We start from the raw sequence: 17,735 nt of genomic DNA on the forward strand, positions 1-17,735 counted from the left end.
GCCCATGGCCTCCACTCTGCAGGCGGTCGCACCGCCCGCCGCCGCCAAGCAGCCGGCGGATCCTGAGCGCCGCCCGGCGCTGCTGATCCTGCCGGCGCTGGTGGCGCTCGCCGTCTTCTTCCTGTATCCGCTGGTCTCGATGGTGATCAGCGCGTTCACCGATCCGGCGCCCGGGCTCGGCAACTTCACCTGGTTCTTCGGCGAGGCCCAGAACCTGCGCGTGCTCGGCCGCACCTTCACCACCGCCCTGTGGGTGACGGTGATCGCGCTGGTCGTGTCGTACCCGTACGCGTACGCGATGACGATCGCCGGGCCGCGGGCCAGGGCCGTGCTGACGCTGCTGGTGCTGGTGCCGTTCTGGACCAGCCTGATGGTGCGGACCTTCGCGTGGGTGATCCTGCTGCAGGACACCGGCGTGGTGAACGACGCGCTGGGCCTCATCGGGCTGGGGCCGTTCAGCCTGATCCGCACCCAGGCGGGCGTCGTGATCGGGATGGTGCAGCTGCTGATGCCGTTCATGGTGCTGCCGCTCTATGCCGTGATGAACGGGATCGACCGGCGGCTGCTCACCGCCGCGGGCAGCATGGGAGCGCACCCCGCCAAGGCCTTCGCGACCGTGTACATGCCGCTGTCCCTGCCCGGGGTGTCGGCGGGCTGCCTGACCGTCTTCATCAGCGCGCTCGGCTTCTACGTCACCCCCGCGCTGCTCGGCTCCCCCACCGACGCGCTGCTCTCGCAGCAGATCTTCACGCAGGTCAACGGGTTGCTGAAGTGGGGGCGCGGCGGCGCCATGGGCGTGGTCCTGCTCGGGCTCACGCTCGCCATGATCGCCCTGCTGGCCGTCACGCTGCGCCGGGCGGGAAAGAAGGTCACCGGATGAGCGCACGTGCAGGCCGCGGGGTGCTGTGGGCGTTCTGCGCCCTGGTCGGCTTCTGGCTGGTGGCGCCCGCGCTGATCGTGGTGCCGCTCAGCTTCACCTCGAAGGCGTCACTCAAGTTCCCGCCCGACGGCTACTCCACCCGCTGGTACGAGCACTTCTTCGGCGACACGGCCTGGATGTCGGCCCTGTGGACCTCGTTCGAGGTGGGCCTGCTGGTCACGGTCGTGGCCACGGTGCTCGGCACGGCCGCGGCGCTCGGCCTGACCAGGGCCAGGATGCGCGGGCTCGCGCTGGTCCAGGGGTCGATGCTGGCCCCGATGATCGTGCCCGGCGTCGTGCTGGCCATCGGCGTCTATGCCGTGTTCCTGAAGCTGCAGCTCGTGGGCACGCTGATGGGCTTCGTCATGGCGCACACCGTGCTCGCGCTGCCGTTCGTGATGATCCCGGTCACCGCGTCGCTGAGCGGGTTCGACCGGCGGCTGGAGAGCGCGGCGGCCAGCCTCGGCGCGGGGCGCTGGACGACGTTCCGCACCGTAACACTGCCGCTGGTCGCGCCGGGCGTGGCCGCGGGCGCGCTGTTCGCGTTCGTCACGAGCTTCGACGAGGTGGTCGTCTCGCTGTTCATCCAGAGTCCCTACCTGCAGACGCTGCCGGTGAAGATGTACGCGAGCGTCACCCGCGAGACTGACCCGACCATCGCCGCGGCGGCCACGATGATCATCGTGTTGACCACGAGCCTCGTGCTGATCGCCACCTTCTTCGTCGCCAGGAGGTCACGTGTCCACCAGTAACGATCTCGCCGCCCGCGGCGCCGGCATCGAGCTGAGCGGGCTGACCAAGCGCTACGGTGACTTCGTCGCCGTGGACGACGTCTCGCTGTCGATCAGGCCGGGCGAGTTCATCACGCTGCTCGGGCCGAGCGGCTCGGGCAAGACGACCACACTCAACATCATCGCCGGCTTCGACCGGCCCACCTCCGGCGAGCTGACCGTGGACGGCACCGCCATCGCCGCGACACCGGCGCACAAGCGGGACATGGGTATGGTCTTCCAGCATTACGCCCTGTTCCCGCACATGACGGTCGCGGAGAACATCGCGTACCCGCTCAAGCAGCGCAAGGTGCCCAAGGCGCGGCGCGCCGAGCTGGTCGCGGCGGCGCTGGCCACCGTGCACCTCGGCGAGTACGGCCACCGCTACCCGCGCGAGCTGTCCGGCGGCCAGCAGCAGCGCGTGGCCGTGGCGCGGGCGATCGTCTACAGCCCGCGCGTGCTGCTGATGGACGAGCCCCTGGGCGCGCTGGACAAGAAGCTGCGCGACTGGCTCCAGCTGGAGATCAAGCGCATCCACGGCGAGCTCGGCATCACGTTCGTGTACGTCACGCACGACCAGGACGAGGCGCTGGTCCTGTCGGACCGCATCGCGGTGTTCAACCGGGGCCGCATCGAGCAGGTGGGGCCCGCCGAGGAGCTGTACGAGCGGCCCGCCACGCTGTTCGTGGCCCGCTTCCTCGGCGAGTCGACGATCCTGCGCGGCGACGTCACGCCCGACGGCATCGGCGTGTGCGCGCGGCTGCTGCGGGCGCCGGGCACCCTGGCCGGGAAGGCGGGGGCGCTCGTCGTACGGCCGGAGCGGCTGACCCTGCGCAAGGCCGGCTTCGACCCCGACCCGGGGTGGAACGCCCTGCCGGCCACCGTCACCGGCGAGATCTACCTGGGCTCCAGCAGGAAGCTGGAGCTGAGGCTGCCCGACGGCTCCGCGGCGCTGGTGCGCGAGCAGGCCGGCAACCTCAGCGACGCGCGCGGCGGTGACGAGGTCACCCTCACGTGGCGTGTCGCCGACTCCGTGCTGCTGCCCGACTCGCCCGATGTGGAGGCTGTACTCACATGACCGGAATCCCGCTGACCAAGGATTTCGCCAACGGCGGCGTCTCCTTCTGGTACCGCCAGATCGGCCTGCCGGACCGGCGCCCCGCGCTGCCCGGGCCGCGCTCGTACGACGTGGCGATCGTCGGCGGCGGCTACACCGGCCTGTGGACCGCGTACTACCTGAAGAAGGCCGAGCCGGGGCTGCGGATCGCGATCCTGGAGAAGGAGTTCGCCGGGTTCGGGGCGTCGGGGCGGAACGGCGGCTGGCTGTCGGCGGAGTTCGCCGGGTCGCGCAAGCGGCACGCCAAGGCGCGCGGGCGGCAGGCCATGATCGACCTGCAGCACGCCATGTTCCGCTCCGTGGACGAGGTCATCGAGGTGACCCGCGAGGAGGGCATCGACGCCGACATCCACAAGGGCGGTCTCATCCACGTCGCGACGAACCCGGCCCAGCGGCGCAGGCTCCGCGAGGAGCTCGAGGACCTGCGTACCTGGGGGTACGGCGAGGCGGACATGCGCCTGCTGGACCGCGACGAGCAGCGCGAGCGCGTGCAGGTGGCGGGCACGCTCGAGGCCACCTACTCGCCGCACTGCGCCCGCATCCAGCCGGCCAAGCTGGCCGTAGGCCTGGCCGAGGCCGTGGCCCGGCTCGGCGTGGACATCTTCGAGGACACGACGGTGACCGCGATCCGGCCGCGGCGGGAGGGCGCCCAGGCGGCGGCGATCACCATCCGCGGGGTGGTCTCGGCGGACTACGTCATCCGCGCCACCGAGGGCTTCACCGCCTCGCTGGCCGGGCAGCACCGGCAGTGGCTGCCGATGAACAGCTCCATGATCGTCACCGAGCCGCTGCCCCCCGAGGTGTGGAAGCACATCGGGTGGCAGGGCAACGAGCTGCTCGGGGACGAGGCGCACGCCTACATCTACGCGCAGCGCACCGCCGACGACCGCATCGCGATCGGCGGGCGGGGCGTGCCCTACCGGTACGGCTCGCGTACCGACGTCAGGGGCGCCACGCAGCCGCAGACGGTGGCGCTGCTCTGGCGGATGCTGGCGAAGCTCTTCCCCGCGGCGGCGGACGCGCGGATCCAGCACTCCTGGTGTGGCGTGCTGGGAGTGCCGCGCGACTGGTGCTCGACGGTCCACCTGGACCACGCGACGGGGCTCGGCTGGGCGGGCGGCTACGTGGGCAGCGGCGTGACGACCACCAACCTGGCCGGGCGCACGCTCCGCGACCTGGTGCTGCGCCAGGACACCGAGCTCACGGCCCTGCCCTGGGTGGGCCGCCAGGTGCGCCAGTGGGAGCCGGAGCCGCTGCGGTGGACGGGGGTTCAGCTGATCTACGCGCTGTTCCGGGCCGCCGACCGCCGGGAGAACGACCACGGCACCACCACCTCGCCGTACGCCCGCCTGGCGAACCTGATCTCGGGCCGCTGAGCCGGCGATCGCTCACGGGATGACGAGACGCTCCTGCTCGGTGGGCGGTGTCCCGCCGTACCAGGGCAAGGGCTTGCCGAAGCGGACCAGCTCCCCGTACAGGGCGGGGTCGGCGCCCTCGCCGAGCACCAGGTCGAGCACGGCCCGCGCGGCCTGGGCCGGCGTCTGGGCGTGGCCGTAGTCGCTGAACCAGGGCCGCGAGGCCCGGGTGTCGACCATGCCGGGGCAGACGGCGGCGATCATCGTGCCGGTGGCGAGGTCGCGCTCGCGGCGTTCGGCGGCGACCGCGCGTACGGCCGCCACCTGCGCCACCTTGGAGGGCACGTTCAGCCAGCGCGGCCAGCCGGCTTCGTCGAGCGTCTTCGCGTGGATGGCGCTGCGCCAGGATTCGACGGCCTGCTCGACCTCGTCGAGTGAGGCGCCGTCGAACAAGTGGTGCAGCCTGGGGTCGAGGTGGCCGAGGGCGCCCAGGGTGCTGGACACGACGACGAGCCGCCCGCCGGGCTTCAGTATCGGCCCGTACGAGCGCAGGATCGTGTGGGTGGCGACGTTGGCGACGTCGATGAACTCGTCGGCCTGCTCGGCCTGCGACCTGTCGGGCGTGTTCGGGGCGATGGCGTTGGAGATCACCACGTCCACCCCGCCGTGGCGCTCGCGCAGCTCATCGGCCAGCCCGGCCACGGCGCCGGAGTCGGTGACGTCGAGGACCCGGCCCTCCACCCGGCTACGCGTGCCGGGCGACTGCGCGACCTCGCGGGCGGCAGCCACGACCCGCCGGGCGTCGCGTCCGGTGAGCAGGACGAGGTCGTCCGTGGCCATCCGGGCGGTCAGCCCCTCGACGAGGGCGCGGCCGAGGCCCTGGTTCGCGCCGGTCACCAGGGCGATGCGTGGATCGTTCATGCCGCCACGTTAGGAGCCGTCTCGATCATGAGTCCAACGAAAGTTGCGCACACCTGGTATGCGTATACGTCATGGACTTCAGCGACGTGTCGCTGACCGCGCTGCGCGTCTTCCGCGCCGTGGCCGAGCAGGGCACCTTCACCGCCGCCGCGACCGCGCTCGGCTACACGCAGTCGGCGGTGTCCCGGCAGATCGCCTCCATCGAACGGGCCGCGGGCGCGGAACTGCTGGAGAGGCGGCGCGACGGCGCCCGGCTGACCGCCGCCGGCCGCATCGTGCTGCGCCGGGCCACCGTCGTGCTGGACCAGATCGACGTGGCCGCGCGCGAGCTGTCCGGCCTGCCGGCCCAGGCCGGAATCGTACGGGTGGGCTGGTTTCCCAGCGCGGGCGCCGTCCTGCTGGCCCGGGCGCTTGCCGCGCTGCGCCGTACGGACCCCGCCATCACGGTCGTCACCCGGGAGGGCAGCACCCCGGCGCTCGTGCGCGCGCTGCGGACCGGCAGCCTGGACCTGGCCTTGCTGGCGTCGTCGCCGCCGTTCCGCCCGCCGGACGCCGAGTCGCCGCCGCTGGTCCTCCAGACGCTCGCCGAGCGAGGTCTGCGCCTCGCCGTGCCCGCCGCCCACCCGCTCGCCCACGGCGACTACGTCGACGTGGCCGACTTGCGCGGGCAGTGCTGGATCGCCGGTCCCGCGGGGGACGACCTCGTGATGGGGGTGTGGCCCGGGCTGGACGAGAAGCCCGAGATCGTGCACACCGCCCGCGACTGGCTCGCCAAGCTGCACCTCGTCGCGGCCGGCTTGGGCCTGACCACGGTGCCCGCCCTGCTGGCCCCGGCCGCGCCGACGGGCGTACGCGTGCTTCCGGTCAGGGGCGGCCCCCAGGAGCACCGCCGCCTGCTGCTCGCCCGCCTCCCGCACCCGCTGTCGGACCCGGTCACCCGCGTCGCGGACGCCCTCCGCGGCGCGGCGCTCGACATGGACACGCTGGTCGGCGACGCAGCGGCACGCGGCCCCGGGGACGCCCGAGGTCTCCGCGGCGACCGTCCGGTCAGCTCAGGGTGAGTTGCCGCAGGTCTCGCAGGGCCTGGTGGGAAGGTGAGCCGGGTTCGGCGGTGTAGAGGACGAGGCGGAGGTCGTCGCGGTCAGGCACGGCCATCACCTGGCAGATCACGTCGATCTCCCCGACCACCGGGTGGGTGACGCGCTTGCGCTGCTGCCTGCGGAGCTCGACCTCGTACCTGGACCACAGCTCGGCGAAGTGCGGGCTGAGCGCGAGCAGCTCGGTGACCAGCGCCTGGAGCTTGCGGTCGTCGGGGTAGCGGCCCGCGGCCGCGCGCAGGTCGGCCACCGAGGCGCGGGCGAAGCGGCCCCTCTCCTCGTCGTCGAGGTGCTCGGCGATGTCGGGGGACATGAAGACCCAGCGGATGACGTTCCTGTTCTCGGCCGTCACGCTGTCGAGGCCGCCCATGAGGGCGCCGGCCAGGGGGTTCCAGGCGAGGATGTCGTACCTGGCGTCCAGCACGTACGCGGGCACCTCCTCCATGAAGGAGATCAGGTGCAGCAGGCTCTGCGGGACGTCCTCCCTGATCCGCGGGCTCTCCACCGCCTGCCCGGCCAGGTGGAACAGGTGGGCGCGCTCGTCCTGGCTCAGCATGAGCGCCCTGGCCAGCGCGTTGAGCACCTGCCGCGACGGATGCGGCCCCCTGCCCTGCTCCAGCCGGATGTAGTAGTCGATCGACATGCCCGCGAGCTGTGCGACCTCCTGGCGCCGCAGTCCCGGCGTGCGGCGCCGCTCGCCGTCCGGCAGGCCGACCTCGGCCGGGGTGACGTGGGCGCGCCTGATGCGCAGGAAGTCGGCGAGGCCGTCACGGTTCATGGCTCCATCCTCGGCGATGGCGGCCCCCAGGTGGGTGGTACCGCTGATACCAGGCTTTCCCGGTCTCTCCTGGACCCGGTGCGACCTGCGGGAACGTGGACCCATGACGAAGATCGCGCTCATCACGGGCGCCAACAAGGGAATCGGCCACGAGATCGCGCGGCTGCTGTCCGGGCAGGGTGTCACCACGATCGTGGGGGCCCGCGACGAGGAGCGCGGGCGGGCCGCCGCGGAGCGGCTCGGACAGCCGTACGTGCGGATCGACGTGACCGACGAGGCGAGCGTGACCGCCGCCGCGAAGTGGATCGAGCAGGAGTACGGAAAGCTGGACATCCTGGTCAACAACGCCGGGATCAGCGGCGACATCACCGCCGTCACCCCCAGCACCACCTCGGTGGCGGCGGTCAGGGAGGTCTACGAGACGAACGTGTTCGGCGTCATCGCGGTGACCAACGCCATGCTGCCGCTGCTGCGGCAGTCGGAGGGCGGGCGGATCGTGAACATGTCGAGCGAGCTGGGCTCGCTGGCCATGGCGCTGGACCCGGACAGCCCCTTCTGGCAGGCCAACATCATCGCCTACAACTCCTCCAAGACCGCGCTCAACATGATCACCGTCTGCTACGCCAAGGAGCTGATGGACAGCCCGATCAAGGTGAACGCGGCCAACCCGGGCTACTGCGCCACCGACCTCAACGGGCACACCGGGTTCAGGACCGCCGAGCAGGGCGCGGCCATCGCCGTGCGGCTCGCGACCCTCGCCGCCGACGGCCCCAGCGGGGCCTATTTGGAAGACGCCGGCGTGCTCCCCTGGTGAGGTGTCAAACCTAGTGAATCGGACAGAAGGGGGTGATGGGACGAGATCTGGATAGAGAGCGATTTACCGAGGCGGAGTACGCCGCCTTCGGCGAGCGCATCCAGGAGCAGCTCGGCGTGCTGCGCGAGCTGCTCGCAACCCCCGGCTTCGGCCAGGGCCCGGTCACGGTCGGGGCCGAGCTGGAGCTGTTCCTGATCGACGGGCGGGGGCGGCCGTTGTCGCGCAACAGCCAGGTGCGCGACGCCCTCGGCGACCCGCGCGTGGTGCTCGAGCTGGGCCGCTACAACCTCGAGGTGAACCTGACCCCGACGCCGCTGGCCGGCGAGCCCTTCGCGCGGCTCGGCGACGAGGTGCAGGAGACGATGACCATGGTGGACGGGGCCGTGGCGGGCGGGGGCGCGCTGCCCATCGGCATCCTGCCCACGCTGGACGCCGAGGACTTCACGGTCGGCGCGATGAGCGACCAGAACCGCTACCGGGCCATGAGCAGGGGCATCAGGCGGCTGCGGCTGGAGCCGTTCCTGGTGAAGATCGACGATCTGGAGCTGTCGGTGGAGGACGTGATCCTCGAAAGCGCCAACACCTCCTGGCAGGTGCACATGCGCACGCCGCCCGAGCGGTTCGCCCGGGTGTTCAACGCCGCCCAGCTCGCCGTCGGCCCGGTGCTGGCGGCGTGCGGCAACTCGCCGTTCTTCCTGGGCAGGCGGCTCTGGGAGGAGACCCGGATCGCGCTGATGGAGGAGGCCGCCGACGACCGGGACGTGCAGCGGCGCGAGCGCAGGGACGGGCGCGTGACGTTCGGCTCCGACTGGGTGCGTGCGGGCGCTTACGAGCTGTTCGAGCGGTACGTGCGGGACTACGACCCGGTGGTGCCCGACCTGACCGACGACGCGGAGCCGTACGAGGTGCCCGAGCTGCGGCTGCACCAGGGCACGATCTGGCAGTGGAACCGGCCCGTCTACGACCCGGCGGACGGCGGCCACCTGCGGATCGAGATGCGCGCGCTGCCGGCGGGGCCTTCGTGCGCGGACATGGCGGCGAACACGGCGTTCCTGCTCGGGCTGACGTTGTCGCAGGCGGAGCGGGATCTGACCGGGTACCGGTTCGCGGAGGCGTACCAGAACTTCTACCGCGCGGCCATGCACGGGCTGGACGCCAAGCTCTCCTGGCCGGGTCACGACGCCGAGTTCGAGGCCGCAGAGCTCGTGCTCCGGCTGCTGCCCGAGGCGCGGGAAGGGCTGCTCGCGGCCGGGGTGACACCGTCCGACGCGGACCGCGCGCTGGGCGTGATCGAGCAGCGGACCAGGCTGCGCCGCACGGGGGCGGTGTGGCAGCGGGAGGCGCTGGAGCGGTTCCGCGGTGACCGGGAGCGGCTCGTGCTGCGCTACCGCGAGCTCGCGCTTTCGGGGCTGCCGGTACATTTGTGGCGCTGAACGCAAACATCCGTTGCTTGTCGTCCGTCAAACTTGGTCAAAAGGACGGCAAAGTGAGGATCAAATGGCGGCAACGGGGATGGTTCCCACGGACAAGGCGCGCTTCGCCTTGCGACGGGAGACGGGCGACCTGGCCGAGGGGGCGGCCAAGCTGGCGGGTGAGATCGGCAGCACCGGCGTGGAGGCGGTGCTGGCGCAGGCCAACCGGGTCGCGGCGCGCAAAGGCGCCCCGGGCGCGCTCGGGGCGATGAGGCCCCGGCCCGTCGACTGGTACGCCTTCGACGACAAGGACCAGGACACCGCCGACTGGTATCCGCAGGGGCTGACCTGCTCCGACGAGTCCGGCTCCATCGGGGTGCCGGCGTTCCTGGCGACCTGGTACTTCAAGCCGGACGCGGGCGAGCGGGGCATCAGGGTGTCCTTCCTGAGCCCGCAGACCCTGAAATATCAGCATGCGCTGCTGGTTGAGGCGAAGCCGGATGGCTCGTACGGGCCGATCAACATCCACGCGGGCGGCATCGCGTGCGACGGCGACCTGGTCTACGTCGCCGACACCAAGAGAGGGCTGCGCGTCTTCGACCTGAACCGGGTGCTGGACCTGCGTACCGCCCAGAGCGACCTGGGCGATCCCAAACGGGTCGGGCGGCACGACGGCAAGTTCCACGCGTTCGGCTACCGGTACGTGATGCCGCAGACCGACTTCTGGCGGGTGGCGACGGCGGGGCCGCTCTTCTCGTTCGTCTCGATCGACCGCAGCGGCGGCACGCCGCGGCTGGTCAGCGGCGAGTACCGGGAGGACGACCCGGGCGGCTGGGTGGCCCGCTGGGACCTCGGCATGTCCGGCGGCGAGCCCGCCGACGCCTTCGTGATGGGACATCCCAAGATCCAGGGAGCCATCTCGTGGGGTGGGAAGTGGTACCTGAGCCAGGCGGCCGGCGCGGCCGCCAACGGCAAGTTGCTCGTCTACACCGACGGCAAGCTGGAGACGAGGGGGTTCCCCGTCGGGCCGGAGGACCTGACGGTGCAGGACGGCAAGCTGTGGAGCGCCACCGAGTTCAGGAACAAGCGGATCATCTTCGGCGTGCCCCTGTGACTCACTCCTTGAGCCGGTTGAGGTGCTCGTACAGGACCTCGCGGTAGTGGCGGTCGAAGTCGTCGTAGCGGGCCCGCAGCTCGGCGCCCGGCCAGTCGTCCGGTAGCAGCTCCTCCGGCAGCAGCGGGTCGGCCAGGAGGTGGCGCAGCACGGCGGCCGAGACCAGGAAGCCCTCGGCCAGACCGTCCGCCCGCTCCAGGGCCCGCTCCAGCCGGCGGGCCGCGGCCGCCCAGCCGTCCAGGTCCCACAGCAAGGGGGTGGGGTCACCGTGCGGGCGGCCGTCGATCAGCGTGCACTGCGCGGTGACGGTCTCCGGCCAATCGCGCACCAGGTTGGCCGGCCGCATCCAGGTGCCCTCGCGCAGCTCGGCCAGACGCAGCGCGGTCATCGTGTGCCGGAACGCGGCCCGGTCGGCGGGCGCGCGCCGCTCCGCGGTGACCACGGCCACCTCCCACGTGCCGTCCCACGGCCTGGTGTGCGGGTCGCGGCTCTCGTCCTGCCTGGCCTGGCGCTCGACGAGCCGCTCCGAGAGCGTGTAGTGGCGGCCGTCCTGGATGAGGTCGCCCGCCGCGACCATGCGGGACAGCGCCACCCGTACGGCGCCCTCGGCGATGCCGAACAGCGCGCCGATGCGCACCAGATGACGGGCCGGCAGGCGCGGCGGATGGCTGCCCAGCAGCGCGCTCAGGACGGCCGATCTGGCACTCAGGTTGTTACGCTCTTCCATCGCGTGTCGAGTATATGTAACACTCGCGAGTATGGGGCGCTATCTCATCGAACCTTTCGACCGCAGCGACCGCTACGCCACCGAGCGCTACCAGGGCGCGGCGGGGCGCAACTGGTGGACCTGCGATCCCACGCTGCGCCTGCTCATGCGTCGCCACCTGGGTGCGGGATTCGCCTGGGCCGAGCCGCACCTGGAGAGGCTGGGGGCGCTGACGGGCGGGCTCGTCGCCGAGTGCGCCGAGGAGACCGACCGCAACCCGCCGAGACTGGAGAAGTACGACAAGTGGGGCAGGGACGTCAGCCAGGTCGTCATGCCGCCGTCGTTCCAGGCGGCCAGGCAGGCGCTCATGGAGGACAACTTCACCTCGCCGTCGTTCACCGAAGAGGCCCGAGCTCATGGGGCGAATCCGGCCGCGCTCGCCGCCGCCTGGACGTACCTGCTCGACCAGGCCGACATCGGGATGGGCTGCGCGCTCGGCACGGGCGGGGACATGGTGGTCTCCCTCGCGGAGAAGTACGCGCCGCCGGACGTACGCGAACGGGTCACGGAGATCTTCGCCAACGGCTTCTACTCCGGCGAGGCCGCTCAGCTGTTCACCGAGCGGACGGGCGGCTCGGACCTGGCGGCGCTGGAGGCCACGGCGGTCCCGGCCAGCGGCGCGTGGCTGCTGACGGGGTTCAAGTGGTTCGCGTCCAACGCCAACGGCTCCGCGTTCGTGGTGCTGGCCAGGCGCCCTGACGGGGCCGTTTCGCCGTTCCTCGTGCTGTGGGAGCGGCGGGACGGGACCCGCAACGGGGTGCGGATCAGGCGGCTCAAGGACAAGCTCGGCACCAGGTCGGTCGCCTCGGCCGAGGTCGAGTTCGCCGACGCCGAGGCGTTCCCGCTGTCGGGGGAGGGCTCCGGCTCAGGGCTCGGGACCATGATGAAGCTCACCAACGCCTCCAGGCTCGGCGTGGCCATGATGGGCGCCGGCGTGGCCAGGCGCGCGCTGGTGGAGTCGATCTGCTACGCCAGGGCGCGCGAGGCGTTCGGGCGGCCGCTCATCGACCAGCCGCTGATGCGCCGCAAGCTCGGGGAGCTGATCGTCGAGGTCGAGGCCGCTCAGGCCCTCGTCTTCGACGGCCACCTCGGTCCCCGCCTGCGCCTCGCCCCCGCCCTGATCAAGCTCCGCGCCGCCCGGCTCGGCGTGACGGCCGCCAGCGACGCGATCGAGGTGCACGGGGGCAACGGCTACATCGAGCAGTGGCCGGTGGCCCGGCTGCTGCGCGACGCCCAGGTCAACCCGATCTGGGAGGGCGGCGACAACATCCTCTGCCTCGACGTGCGGCGCGCCATGGTGAAGGAGCAGGCCCACCTGCCCTTCCTCGACCGCCTGCGCGACCTGGCCACCTCCGACCTGGTGCACGCCCGCGTCGACGACCTCGCCAAGGCCGTCTCGGCGTGGGCCGCCCTGGAGCCTTCCGTGGCGGAGGAGCGGCTGTATCCGCTGGCGCAGTTCATGGCCGACGTGTACGCCGCCGCGCTGCTGGAGGACCAGGCCACGTGGGGGCTGGACGACGGGCGCAAGGCACTCGTGGCCCGGCTCTACGCCGAGGCGCACCTCGCCGAGCACGGCCCGCTGCGCGGAATCGACCGCCCGGCGGAGGGCTCCGAGTTGTTCGACGACCTCGTTTCGGGGGCGGTCGCGCTCTGACGTGCCGGATAATCACTTCCATGCTCCTGGACCGGTGTACGGCGGGCAGCGACTGGTGGATGATCGCCCAGGTCCGCACCTCCTCCGACGTGCTGGTGCACCGGTCGCGGCCGGCCGGAGCCCTGGCATGGGCGTACGCTCGGCTTTCTCCTTCCTAAAAGGCGTAACGACGGCGTAGCGGAGATCGCCTTCGCTCGCGCGGCTCGGCAAGCGACCCGTCACACACGCAGAACGGTGACCTGGCGGCCGGACGGCGTGGTCGCCTGCTTGAAAGCGCCTCGTTCCTTCCAGGGTGGGGCCTCTGGGCGCCGGTCGAAGATCACCAAGACGCCGGTGGGGAGGGTGAGCCGGTCCAGATATCGGTCGAGCTGGGCGAGGCCGTCGGGCAGCGGGTCGTCTCCGCCTGTTCGCCAGACTTTGAGCTCCATGGCCTCGCGCTGCATCAGCCGTTCGCCTTCCGGGCCGGTGTAGGGCCAGCGGACCAGGACGTCCAGGCGTTTGGTGCCGGCGGCGTACTCGCGATCGAGGTAGCCTCCGCCGTTGACCAGCCGGTGCAGGAAGGCCATGAGGATGATCTGGCAGGCGGCTTCGTGGTAACCCTCCTGCCGGATGAGCACCTCGCCGTGCTCGCGCCAGAACACGACGAACTCCTCCAGCAGACGCCCCAGGTCGAAGCGTCCGTCCAGCATCACGAAGCTGCGCGGATCGGCCATCACGTAGTTTTCCGTCGGGTTTCCCAGCACCCGCAGGATGACTTCCCGATAGATCGGGTTCGCCACCTCCAGCGGTGGTTTCTGCTTGATCAGGCCCAGATCGCGGACGTAGGACAGGTCGTCGTCGAAGGTGGGGTCGGCGTCGGGAAGCGACCCGGCCACCACGGGCTCCATCACCCGCTTGACCCGGGGCTCGTGCAGCCGTCTCACCAGCGTGTCGAGATGGGTGGCGCGCGTCCGGATCAACCGTTCCTTGGCCTCCTCCACCTGCCCGGCGGTGATGGTGCCGGTCACCTTCATCCAGGAGACGATCTCACAGGCGAGAGCGTTGACCAGCCACGGTTGTCCCTGCGTCAGCTCGAAGACCCGATCCACCGCGTCCTTGGTGAACTCCTGGCCGGTCGCCTGCGTGTGCTGGTCGTACAGCTCGGCGATCTGATCGGCGGTGAAGTCGCCCAGGCGAAGCGACTTGGCGATGATGTTGAACGGGCTGGCCGGGTTGGACCGGCCGGGATCGCCGCCCGAGGCGACCTTGTAGTCACGCAGGTCACGCAATCCGCACAGGACCACGGACGTGGGAAACGGTTGGCCCCCCGGCCGAGCGTTGTGACCGTCGCGGAGCTGGCTGAGGATGCTGACCATGCTGTTGCCTTGCAGGGCGTCGATCTCGTCGAAGAACAGCATCACCCGGCGCGGGCAGCGGTGGCACCACTCCCTCAGTGCCGCACCGAACCGGCTGCCCGGTGTGACCTGCGGCCAGGGATCCGGCGGCAGCAGCTCATCCGGCCATCCCGACCACGTGGTGGCCTCACGGAGGGAATCCAGCAGAAGCGACTCCGCGGCGGCGTAGTCGTCGCCGGCCGACTTGGCTCGCTCGCAGGAGAACATCAGGGCGGCGATGTCGCCCTCCGCGGTGAGCTCGGACGCCAGGGTGCGCAGCGCGGTCGTCTTCCCGGTCTGCCGGGGCGCATGCAGCACGAAGTAACGGTCCATGTCGATGAGCTCTCGAGCCTCCGGGAGCCGCGGCGTGGGGGGCAACATGTAGTGGCGCTGCGGGTCGCAGGGGCCGGCGGTGTTGAAGAATTTCGCTCGGGGTGGCCGCATGGTCACATTCTGCCACCTTCAGCTGGGCCAGTCGCGGGATTTCGCATCGAGACCGCCGACGTCGTTGGAGGCCCGCAGAAGGCATCCAGACGGGCTTGAACGCCAGGCGCTTCGCCTGTGAGACGTCGTCCGATGGCGTCTCCGAACAGCTCTTTACCCTCGGTGAGATCCCGGGCGTGCTGTGGACGCCAGAAGGTGCCGTCGGTACTCGCCCCCTCATCCTGATGGGGCACGGCGGTGGCGAGCACAAGAGGGCCCTGGCGACTGCTCGATGTGGGAAGTGCACCAGTCGCTGGAATGGGCCCTGGCATAAGCGTAGGCTCGGCAGGTCCCCGAGGAATATCCGCACGTTTCCCCGAGGAGGGCCGCATGACCGTACGCGTGGAGCGCGAAGGACCGGTCACCACCGTGGTGATCAGCAGGCCGGAGGCGCGCAACGCGGTCGACCGCAAGACCGCCGACGCGTTGTCGGACGCGTTCCGTGACTTCGAGGGCTCCGACTCCGCCGTGGCGGTGCTGTGGGGTGAGGGCGGCACGTTCTGCGCGGGCGCCGACCTCAAGGCGCTCGACAACCACGTCGGCGAGGAGGGCGACGGGCCGATGGGCCCGACCCGGATGCGCCTGACCAAGCCGGTCATCGCCGCCGTGGCCGGGCACGCCGTCGCGGGCGGGCTGGAGCTCGCCCTCTGGTGCGACCTTCGGGTGGCCGAGGAGGGGGCGGTGTTCGGGGTGTTCTGCCGGAGGTGGGGGGTGCCGCTGATCGACGGCGGCACCGTGCGCCTGCCCAGGCTCATCGGCGCCTCGCGGGCGATGGACATGATCCTCACCGGCCGCGCCGTCGAGGGGCGCGAGGCGTACGAGTGGGGGCTGGCCAACCGGCTCGTGCCCGACGGCACCGCCAGGGTGCGCGCCGAGGAGCTGGCCCGTGAGATCGCCCGCTTCCCGCAGATCTGCCTGCGCGGCGACCGGCTGTCGGCGCTGGAGCAGGCCGGGCTGAGCGAGGAGGAGGCGATGCGGAACGAGCTGCGGCACGGGCTCGTCTCGCTGCCCGACGCCGTGGGCGGCGCCGCCCGGTTCGCCGCAGGAGCGGGCCGCCACGGCGACTTCGGCGACGTCTAGGAGCAGGCATGCTCGAATCGGACGCGGGCGGTCACCGCTGCTGCCGGTGTGTGACGTCCGCGCCTTGACGGAACGGCTAAGCGACGAGACGTCGCCGGCGGGCGCGCTGGCGGCAGGTCGGACCGCAGTAGCGGGGTGGTCGCCCAGTGGCACGGACGCGCAGCCGCGCGCCGCATTCCGCGCAGTACTTCGGGACGGTGGTTTCGTGACGCGGAAGGTAGAGCGAGTCATGAAACGGTTCGGCTTTCGTGACGGCCGGGGTGCGCAATCCGTCCAGCATCAACCGCACCAGCCGTGTGCCGCGTGCCTGGTCCCGGTGCGCCGAACGCAGTGCGACACCGCCGGCGGCCAGCGCGGACAGATCGTCGGCCCGTACGTCGGCGCGTATTGCGCCGGCCTGTTTCGCGTCGCGCAGCAAGCGTTCCAGCGCTTCACGGAACCGCTGCGCCGCGGCGGTCAGCACGGCGCGCGGCCAGCTCTGGTCAGCGGTGAGCACATCGCAGACGTGCTGGCGGCCCGCCGACTTCTCGATCACTTCGAGCAGGAACCCGAACAGCGCGTCACCTGGTGCGGCGTGGGCGGCCCACCGATCGGCGGCGGCCACCAGACTCTTGATGTGTTCGGCGAGCACCGCCTCGACCAGGATCTCTTTGCTCGGGAAGTGCCGGTAGACGGTCCCGGCGCCGACCCCTGCGCGCTGCGCGATCCGGCCGAGTGACACCTCCAGCCCTTCCTGGGCGAATACGCGCATCGCCGTACGTAGCACGATCTCTCGGTTGCGGCGGGCGTCGGCGCGCCCGGCAGGTGCCGCACCCGGTGCTGCTGTCATGTCACGTAATCCTTGTCTGCGGTGGTGAAACGGGTGGAGCATTCCGGATTGCGTAAGTATCTTCCACTATCTCCGGGAAGGGCACCATGACCACCGCGATACCGGCCAACCCCGACTCCCCGATCCTCGTCACCGGCGCCACCGGCAAGCAGGGCGGCGCCACCGCCCGACGGTTGCTTGCCATGGGTTGGCCGGTGCGAGCCCTGGTGCGCGACCTGACCGCACCCGCCGCTGCCGCGCTGGCGGCCGCAGGCGCCCAGCTCGTGTGCGGCGACTTCGACGATCCGGCGAGTCTGCCACCCGCGCTCGACGGCGTCGCCGCCGTGTTCGGCATACCGCCCGTGGCCGTCGGACCGGCTGGACCTGAAACAGATCTCGAAGCGGCCCGCGGCCGGGCGCTGATCGACGCTGCGGCTGCGGCGGGGATCGAGCAGGTCGTGTTCAGCACCATCGCCTCAACATCCGCCGCGTCGTGGGGCTCGGAGGGCAAAACGCTGATCGAGGAGTACCTGTACGGCCACATCGCGCTGCCCACCGTGCTGCGTCCGGTGCGGTTCATGACCAACTATCTCGGCGTCGGAGCGATCGGCATCGACGGCATTTCCCGCGGCGTACACCGGCATCTCTTCCCGCCGCACGAACCCATGCAGATCATCGCGCTGGAGGACGTCGCCGAGTTCGCCGCGCTCGCGTTCGCAGACCCGGCCCGGTTCGCCGGACGAACCCTGGAACTGGCCGGTGACGAACCGACCCCGGTCGAGGCCGCCGCCGCGATCGGCGAGGCCACCGGCATTCCGATCCGATACGAGCAGCTCACCGACGGCGAGGCCGCCGCGCTCAATCCGGAGATCGCCGAGGTCAAAAAGCGCTGGCAGGCCGGTCATCGCTGGCACGCCGACATTGAGGCACTGCGCGTCATCCACCCCGGACTGCGCACCCTCACCGACTGGCTCGCCGAATCCGGTGCCGCCGCCATCCGCGCCCATCTCACCGCCCCGTAGGGAGCTGGGCCGACACGCGACTCCCCAAACCGGCTGCCAACTGGCTCCAAGGCGTGGCAGGGGCCCTCAGGGGTTCGCAGCCACATCCATGAAGCCCGCCGTCACCGAGGTTTTGTCGCACTGTGTGATCCTGCTGGTTAACTCGCGACACGCGGTTGTAGGTTCGTGACCTGAGTCTTTGGCGTCCGGGATCATGCGGTGCGCGGCCGGGTTTCCCCCTCCTCCCGGTCGTGGATGGAGTGGTCGGTGTCG

At 71.1% G+C, this 17,735-nt stretch carries 17 protein-coding genes; 12 read left to right on the plus strand and 5 right to left on the minus strand.

The annotated features are described in order from the left end of the window. The first annotated feature begins 4 nt into the window (after window positions 1-4). Genes ABN273_RS33480 through ABN273_RS33495 form a run of 4 tightly spaced genes read left to right on the plus strand, consistent with a single transcriptional unit; the run spans window position 5 to window position 4,182 of the window. On the plus strand, window positions 5-880 hold the full coding sequence (locus ABN273_RS33480; protein WP_349453080.1) for an ABC transporter permease: 876 nt from the start codon (window positions 5-7) through the stop codon (window positions 878-880). After that, a complete protein-coding gene (locus ABN273_RS33485) occupies window positions 877-1,671 on the plus strand; it encodes an ABC transporter permease (protein ID WP_349453081.1) in 795 nt (264 codons plus the stop codon). The genes ABN273_RS33480 and ABN273_RS33485 overlap by 4 nt, the downstream gene beginning before the upstream one ends. Further along, window positions 1,658-2,767 (plus strand): ABC transporter ATP-binding protein, encoded by a 1,110-nt coding sequence (locus ABN273_RS33490; RefSeq protein WP_349453082.1) that lies wholly within the window; start codon window positions 1,658-1,660, stop codon window positions 2,765-2,767. Before ABN273_RS33485 ends, ABN273_RS33490 begins: the two co-directional genes overlap by 14 nt. Then, window positions 2,764-4,182 (plus strand): NAD(P)/FAD-dependent oxidoreductase, encoded by a 1,419-nt coding sequence (locus ABN273_RS33495; protein WP_349453083.1) that lies wholly within the window; start codon window positions 2,764-2,766, stop codon window positions 4,180-4,182. Before ABN273_RS33490 ends, ABN273_RS33495 begins: the two co-directional genes overlap by 4 nt. A gap of 12 nt (window positions 4,183-4,194) precedes the next feature. Here the strand turns inward: ABN273_RS33495 and ABN273_RS33500 are convergent, their stop codons facing one another. Continuing rightward, entirely contained in the window at window positions 4,195-5,082 is an 888-nt protein-coding gene (locus ABN273_RS33500; RefSeq protein WP_349453084.1) for an SDR family NAD(P)-dependent oxidoreductase, read from the minus strand. A gap of 71 nt (window positions 5,083-5,153) precedes the next feature. Here ABN273_RS33500 and ABN273_RS33505 point away from each other — a divergent pair, with 71 nt between their 5' ends. Next, window positions 5,154-6,143 (plus strand): LysR family transcriptional regulator, encoded by a 990-nt coding sequence (locus ABN273_RS33505; RefSeq protein ID WP_349453085.1) that lies wholly within the window; start codon window positions 5,154-5,156, stop codon window positions 6,141-6,143. Here the strand turns inward: ABN273_RS33505 and ABN273_RS33510 are convergent. Then, the gene (locus ABN273_RS33510) at window positions 6,130-6,957 is read right to left on the minus strand and encodes a helix-turn-helix transcriptional regulator (protein WP_349453086.1); all 828 of its coding nucleotides are present in this window, start codon (window positions 6,955-6,957) and stop codon (window positions 6,130-6,132) included. The genes ABN273_RS33505 and ABN273_RS33510 overlap by 14 nt on opposite strands. A 103-nt stretch (window positions 6,958-7,060) precedes the next feature. On the opposite strand from ABN273_RS33510, the gene ABN273_RS33515 reads away from it, so the two are divergent. The 3 genes from ABN273_RS33515 to ABN273_RS33525 all read left to right on the plus strand — a co-directional run bounded on the left by ABN273_RS33515 (window position 7,061) and on the right by ABN273_RS33525 (window position 10,297). Further along, the gene (locus ABN273_RS33515) at window positions 7,061-7,771 is read left to right on the plus strand and encodes an SDR family oxidoreductase (protein ID WP_349453087.1); all 711 of its coding nucleotides are present in this window, start codon (window positions 7,061-7,063) and stop codon (window positions 7,769-7,771) included. 35 nt (window positions 7,772-7,806) lie between these two features. Next, on the plus strand, window positions 7,807-9,204 hold the full coding sequence (locus tag ABN273_RS33520) for a glutamate-cysteine ligase family protein (RefSeq protein ID WP_349453088.1): 1,398 nt from the start codon (window positions 7,807-7,809) through the stop codon (window positions 9,202-9,204). A 64-nt stretch (window positions 9,205-9,268) separates the two neighbouring features. Further along, window positions 9,269-10,297 (plus strand): hypothetical protein, encoded by a 1,029-nt coding sequence (locus ABN273_RS33525; protein ID WP_349453089.1) that lies wholly within the window; start codon window positions 9,269-9,271, stop codon window positions 10,295-10,297. Window position 10,298: 1 nt separating this feature from the next. Here ABN273_RS33525 and ABN273_RS33530 read toward each other — a convergent pair whose 3' ends face one another. Then, complete coding sequence (locus ABN273_RS33530) at window positions 10,299-11,024, minus strand: PaaX family transcriptional regulator C-terminal domain-containing protein (protein ID WP_349453090.1); 726 nt, start codon at window positions 11,022-11,024, stop codon at window positions 10,299-10,301. A 31-nt stretch (window positions 11,025-11,055) separates the two neighbouring features. Here ABN273_RS33530 and ABN273_RS33535 point away from each other — a divergent pair, with 31 nt between their 5' ends. Both ABN273_RS33535 and ABN273_RS33540 read left to right on the plus strand, forming a co-directional pair. Further along, window positions 11,056-12,717: an acyl-CoA dehydrogenase family protein gene (locus tag ABN273_RS33535; protein ID WP_349453091.1), complete on the plus strand. Its 1,662-nt coding sequence runs from the start codon at window positions 11,056-11,058 to the stop codon at window positions 12,715-12,717. A gap of 20 nt (window positions 12,718-12,737) precedes the next feature. Beyond that, window positions 12,738-12,875 carry a hypothetical protein gene (locus ABN273_RS33540; RefSeq protein WP_349453092.1) on the plus strand — a complete coding sequence of 46 codons (138 nt, stop codon included), beginning with the start codon at window positions 12,738-12,740 and terminating at the stop codon, window positions 12,873-12,875. A 60-nt stretch (window positions 12,876-12,935) separates the two neighbouring features. On the opposite strand, the gene ABN273_RS33545 is transcribed toward ABN273_RS33540, so the two are convergent. Beyond that, window positions 12,936-14,534, minus strand: a complete 1,599-nt coding sequence (locus ABN273_RS33545; RefSeq protein WP_349453093.1) for an AAA family ATPase — start codon at window positions 14,532-14,534, stop codon at window positions 12,936-12,938. A gap of 369 nt (window positions 14,535-14,903) precedes the next feature. Between ABN273_RS33545 and ABN273_RS33550 the strand changes: the two genes are divergently transcribed. Beyond that, entirely contained in the window at window positions 14,904-15,653 is a 750-nt protein-coding gene (locus ABN273_RS33550) for a crotonase/enoyl-CoA hydratase family protein (RefSeq protein ID WP_349453094.1), read from the plus strand. A gap of 76 nt (window positions 15,654-15,729) precedes the next feature. Here the strand turns inward: ABN273_RS33550 and ABN273_RS33555 are convergent, their stop codons facing one another. Continuing rightward, entirely contained in the window at window positions 15,730-16,482 is a 753-nt protein-coding gene (locus tag ABN273_RS33555; protein ID WP_349453095.1) for a TetR/AcrR family transcriptional regulator, read from the minus strand. Between the two features lie 86 nt (window positions 16,483-16,568). Between ABN273_RS33555 and ABN273_RS33560 the strand changes: the two genes are divergently transcribed. Next, the gene (locus tag ABN273_RS33560; protein WP_349453096.1) at window positions 16,569-17,483 is read left to right on the plus strand and encodes an NmrA family NAD(P)-binding protein; all 915 of its coding nucleotides are present in this window, start codon (window positions 16,569-16,571) and stop codon (window positions 17,481-17,483) included. The last annotated feature ends 252 nt before the right edge of the window (window positions 17,484-17,735 follow it).

The sequence above is a fragment of the Nonomuraea sp. B19D2 genome, assembly GCF_040137845.1.
Taxonomy (GTDB): Bacteria; Actinomycetota; Actinomycetes; order Streptosporangiales; family Streptosporangiaceae; genus Nonomuraea.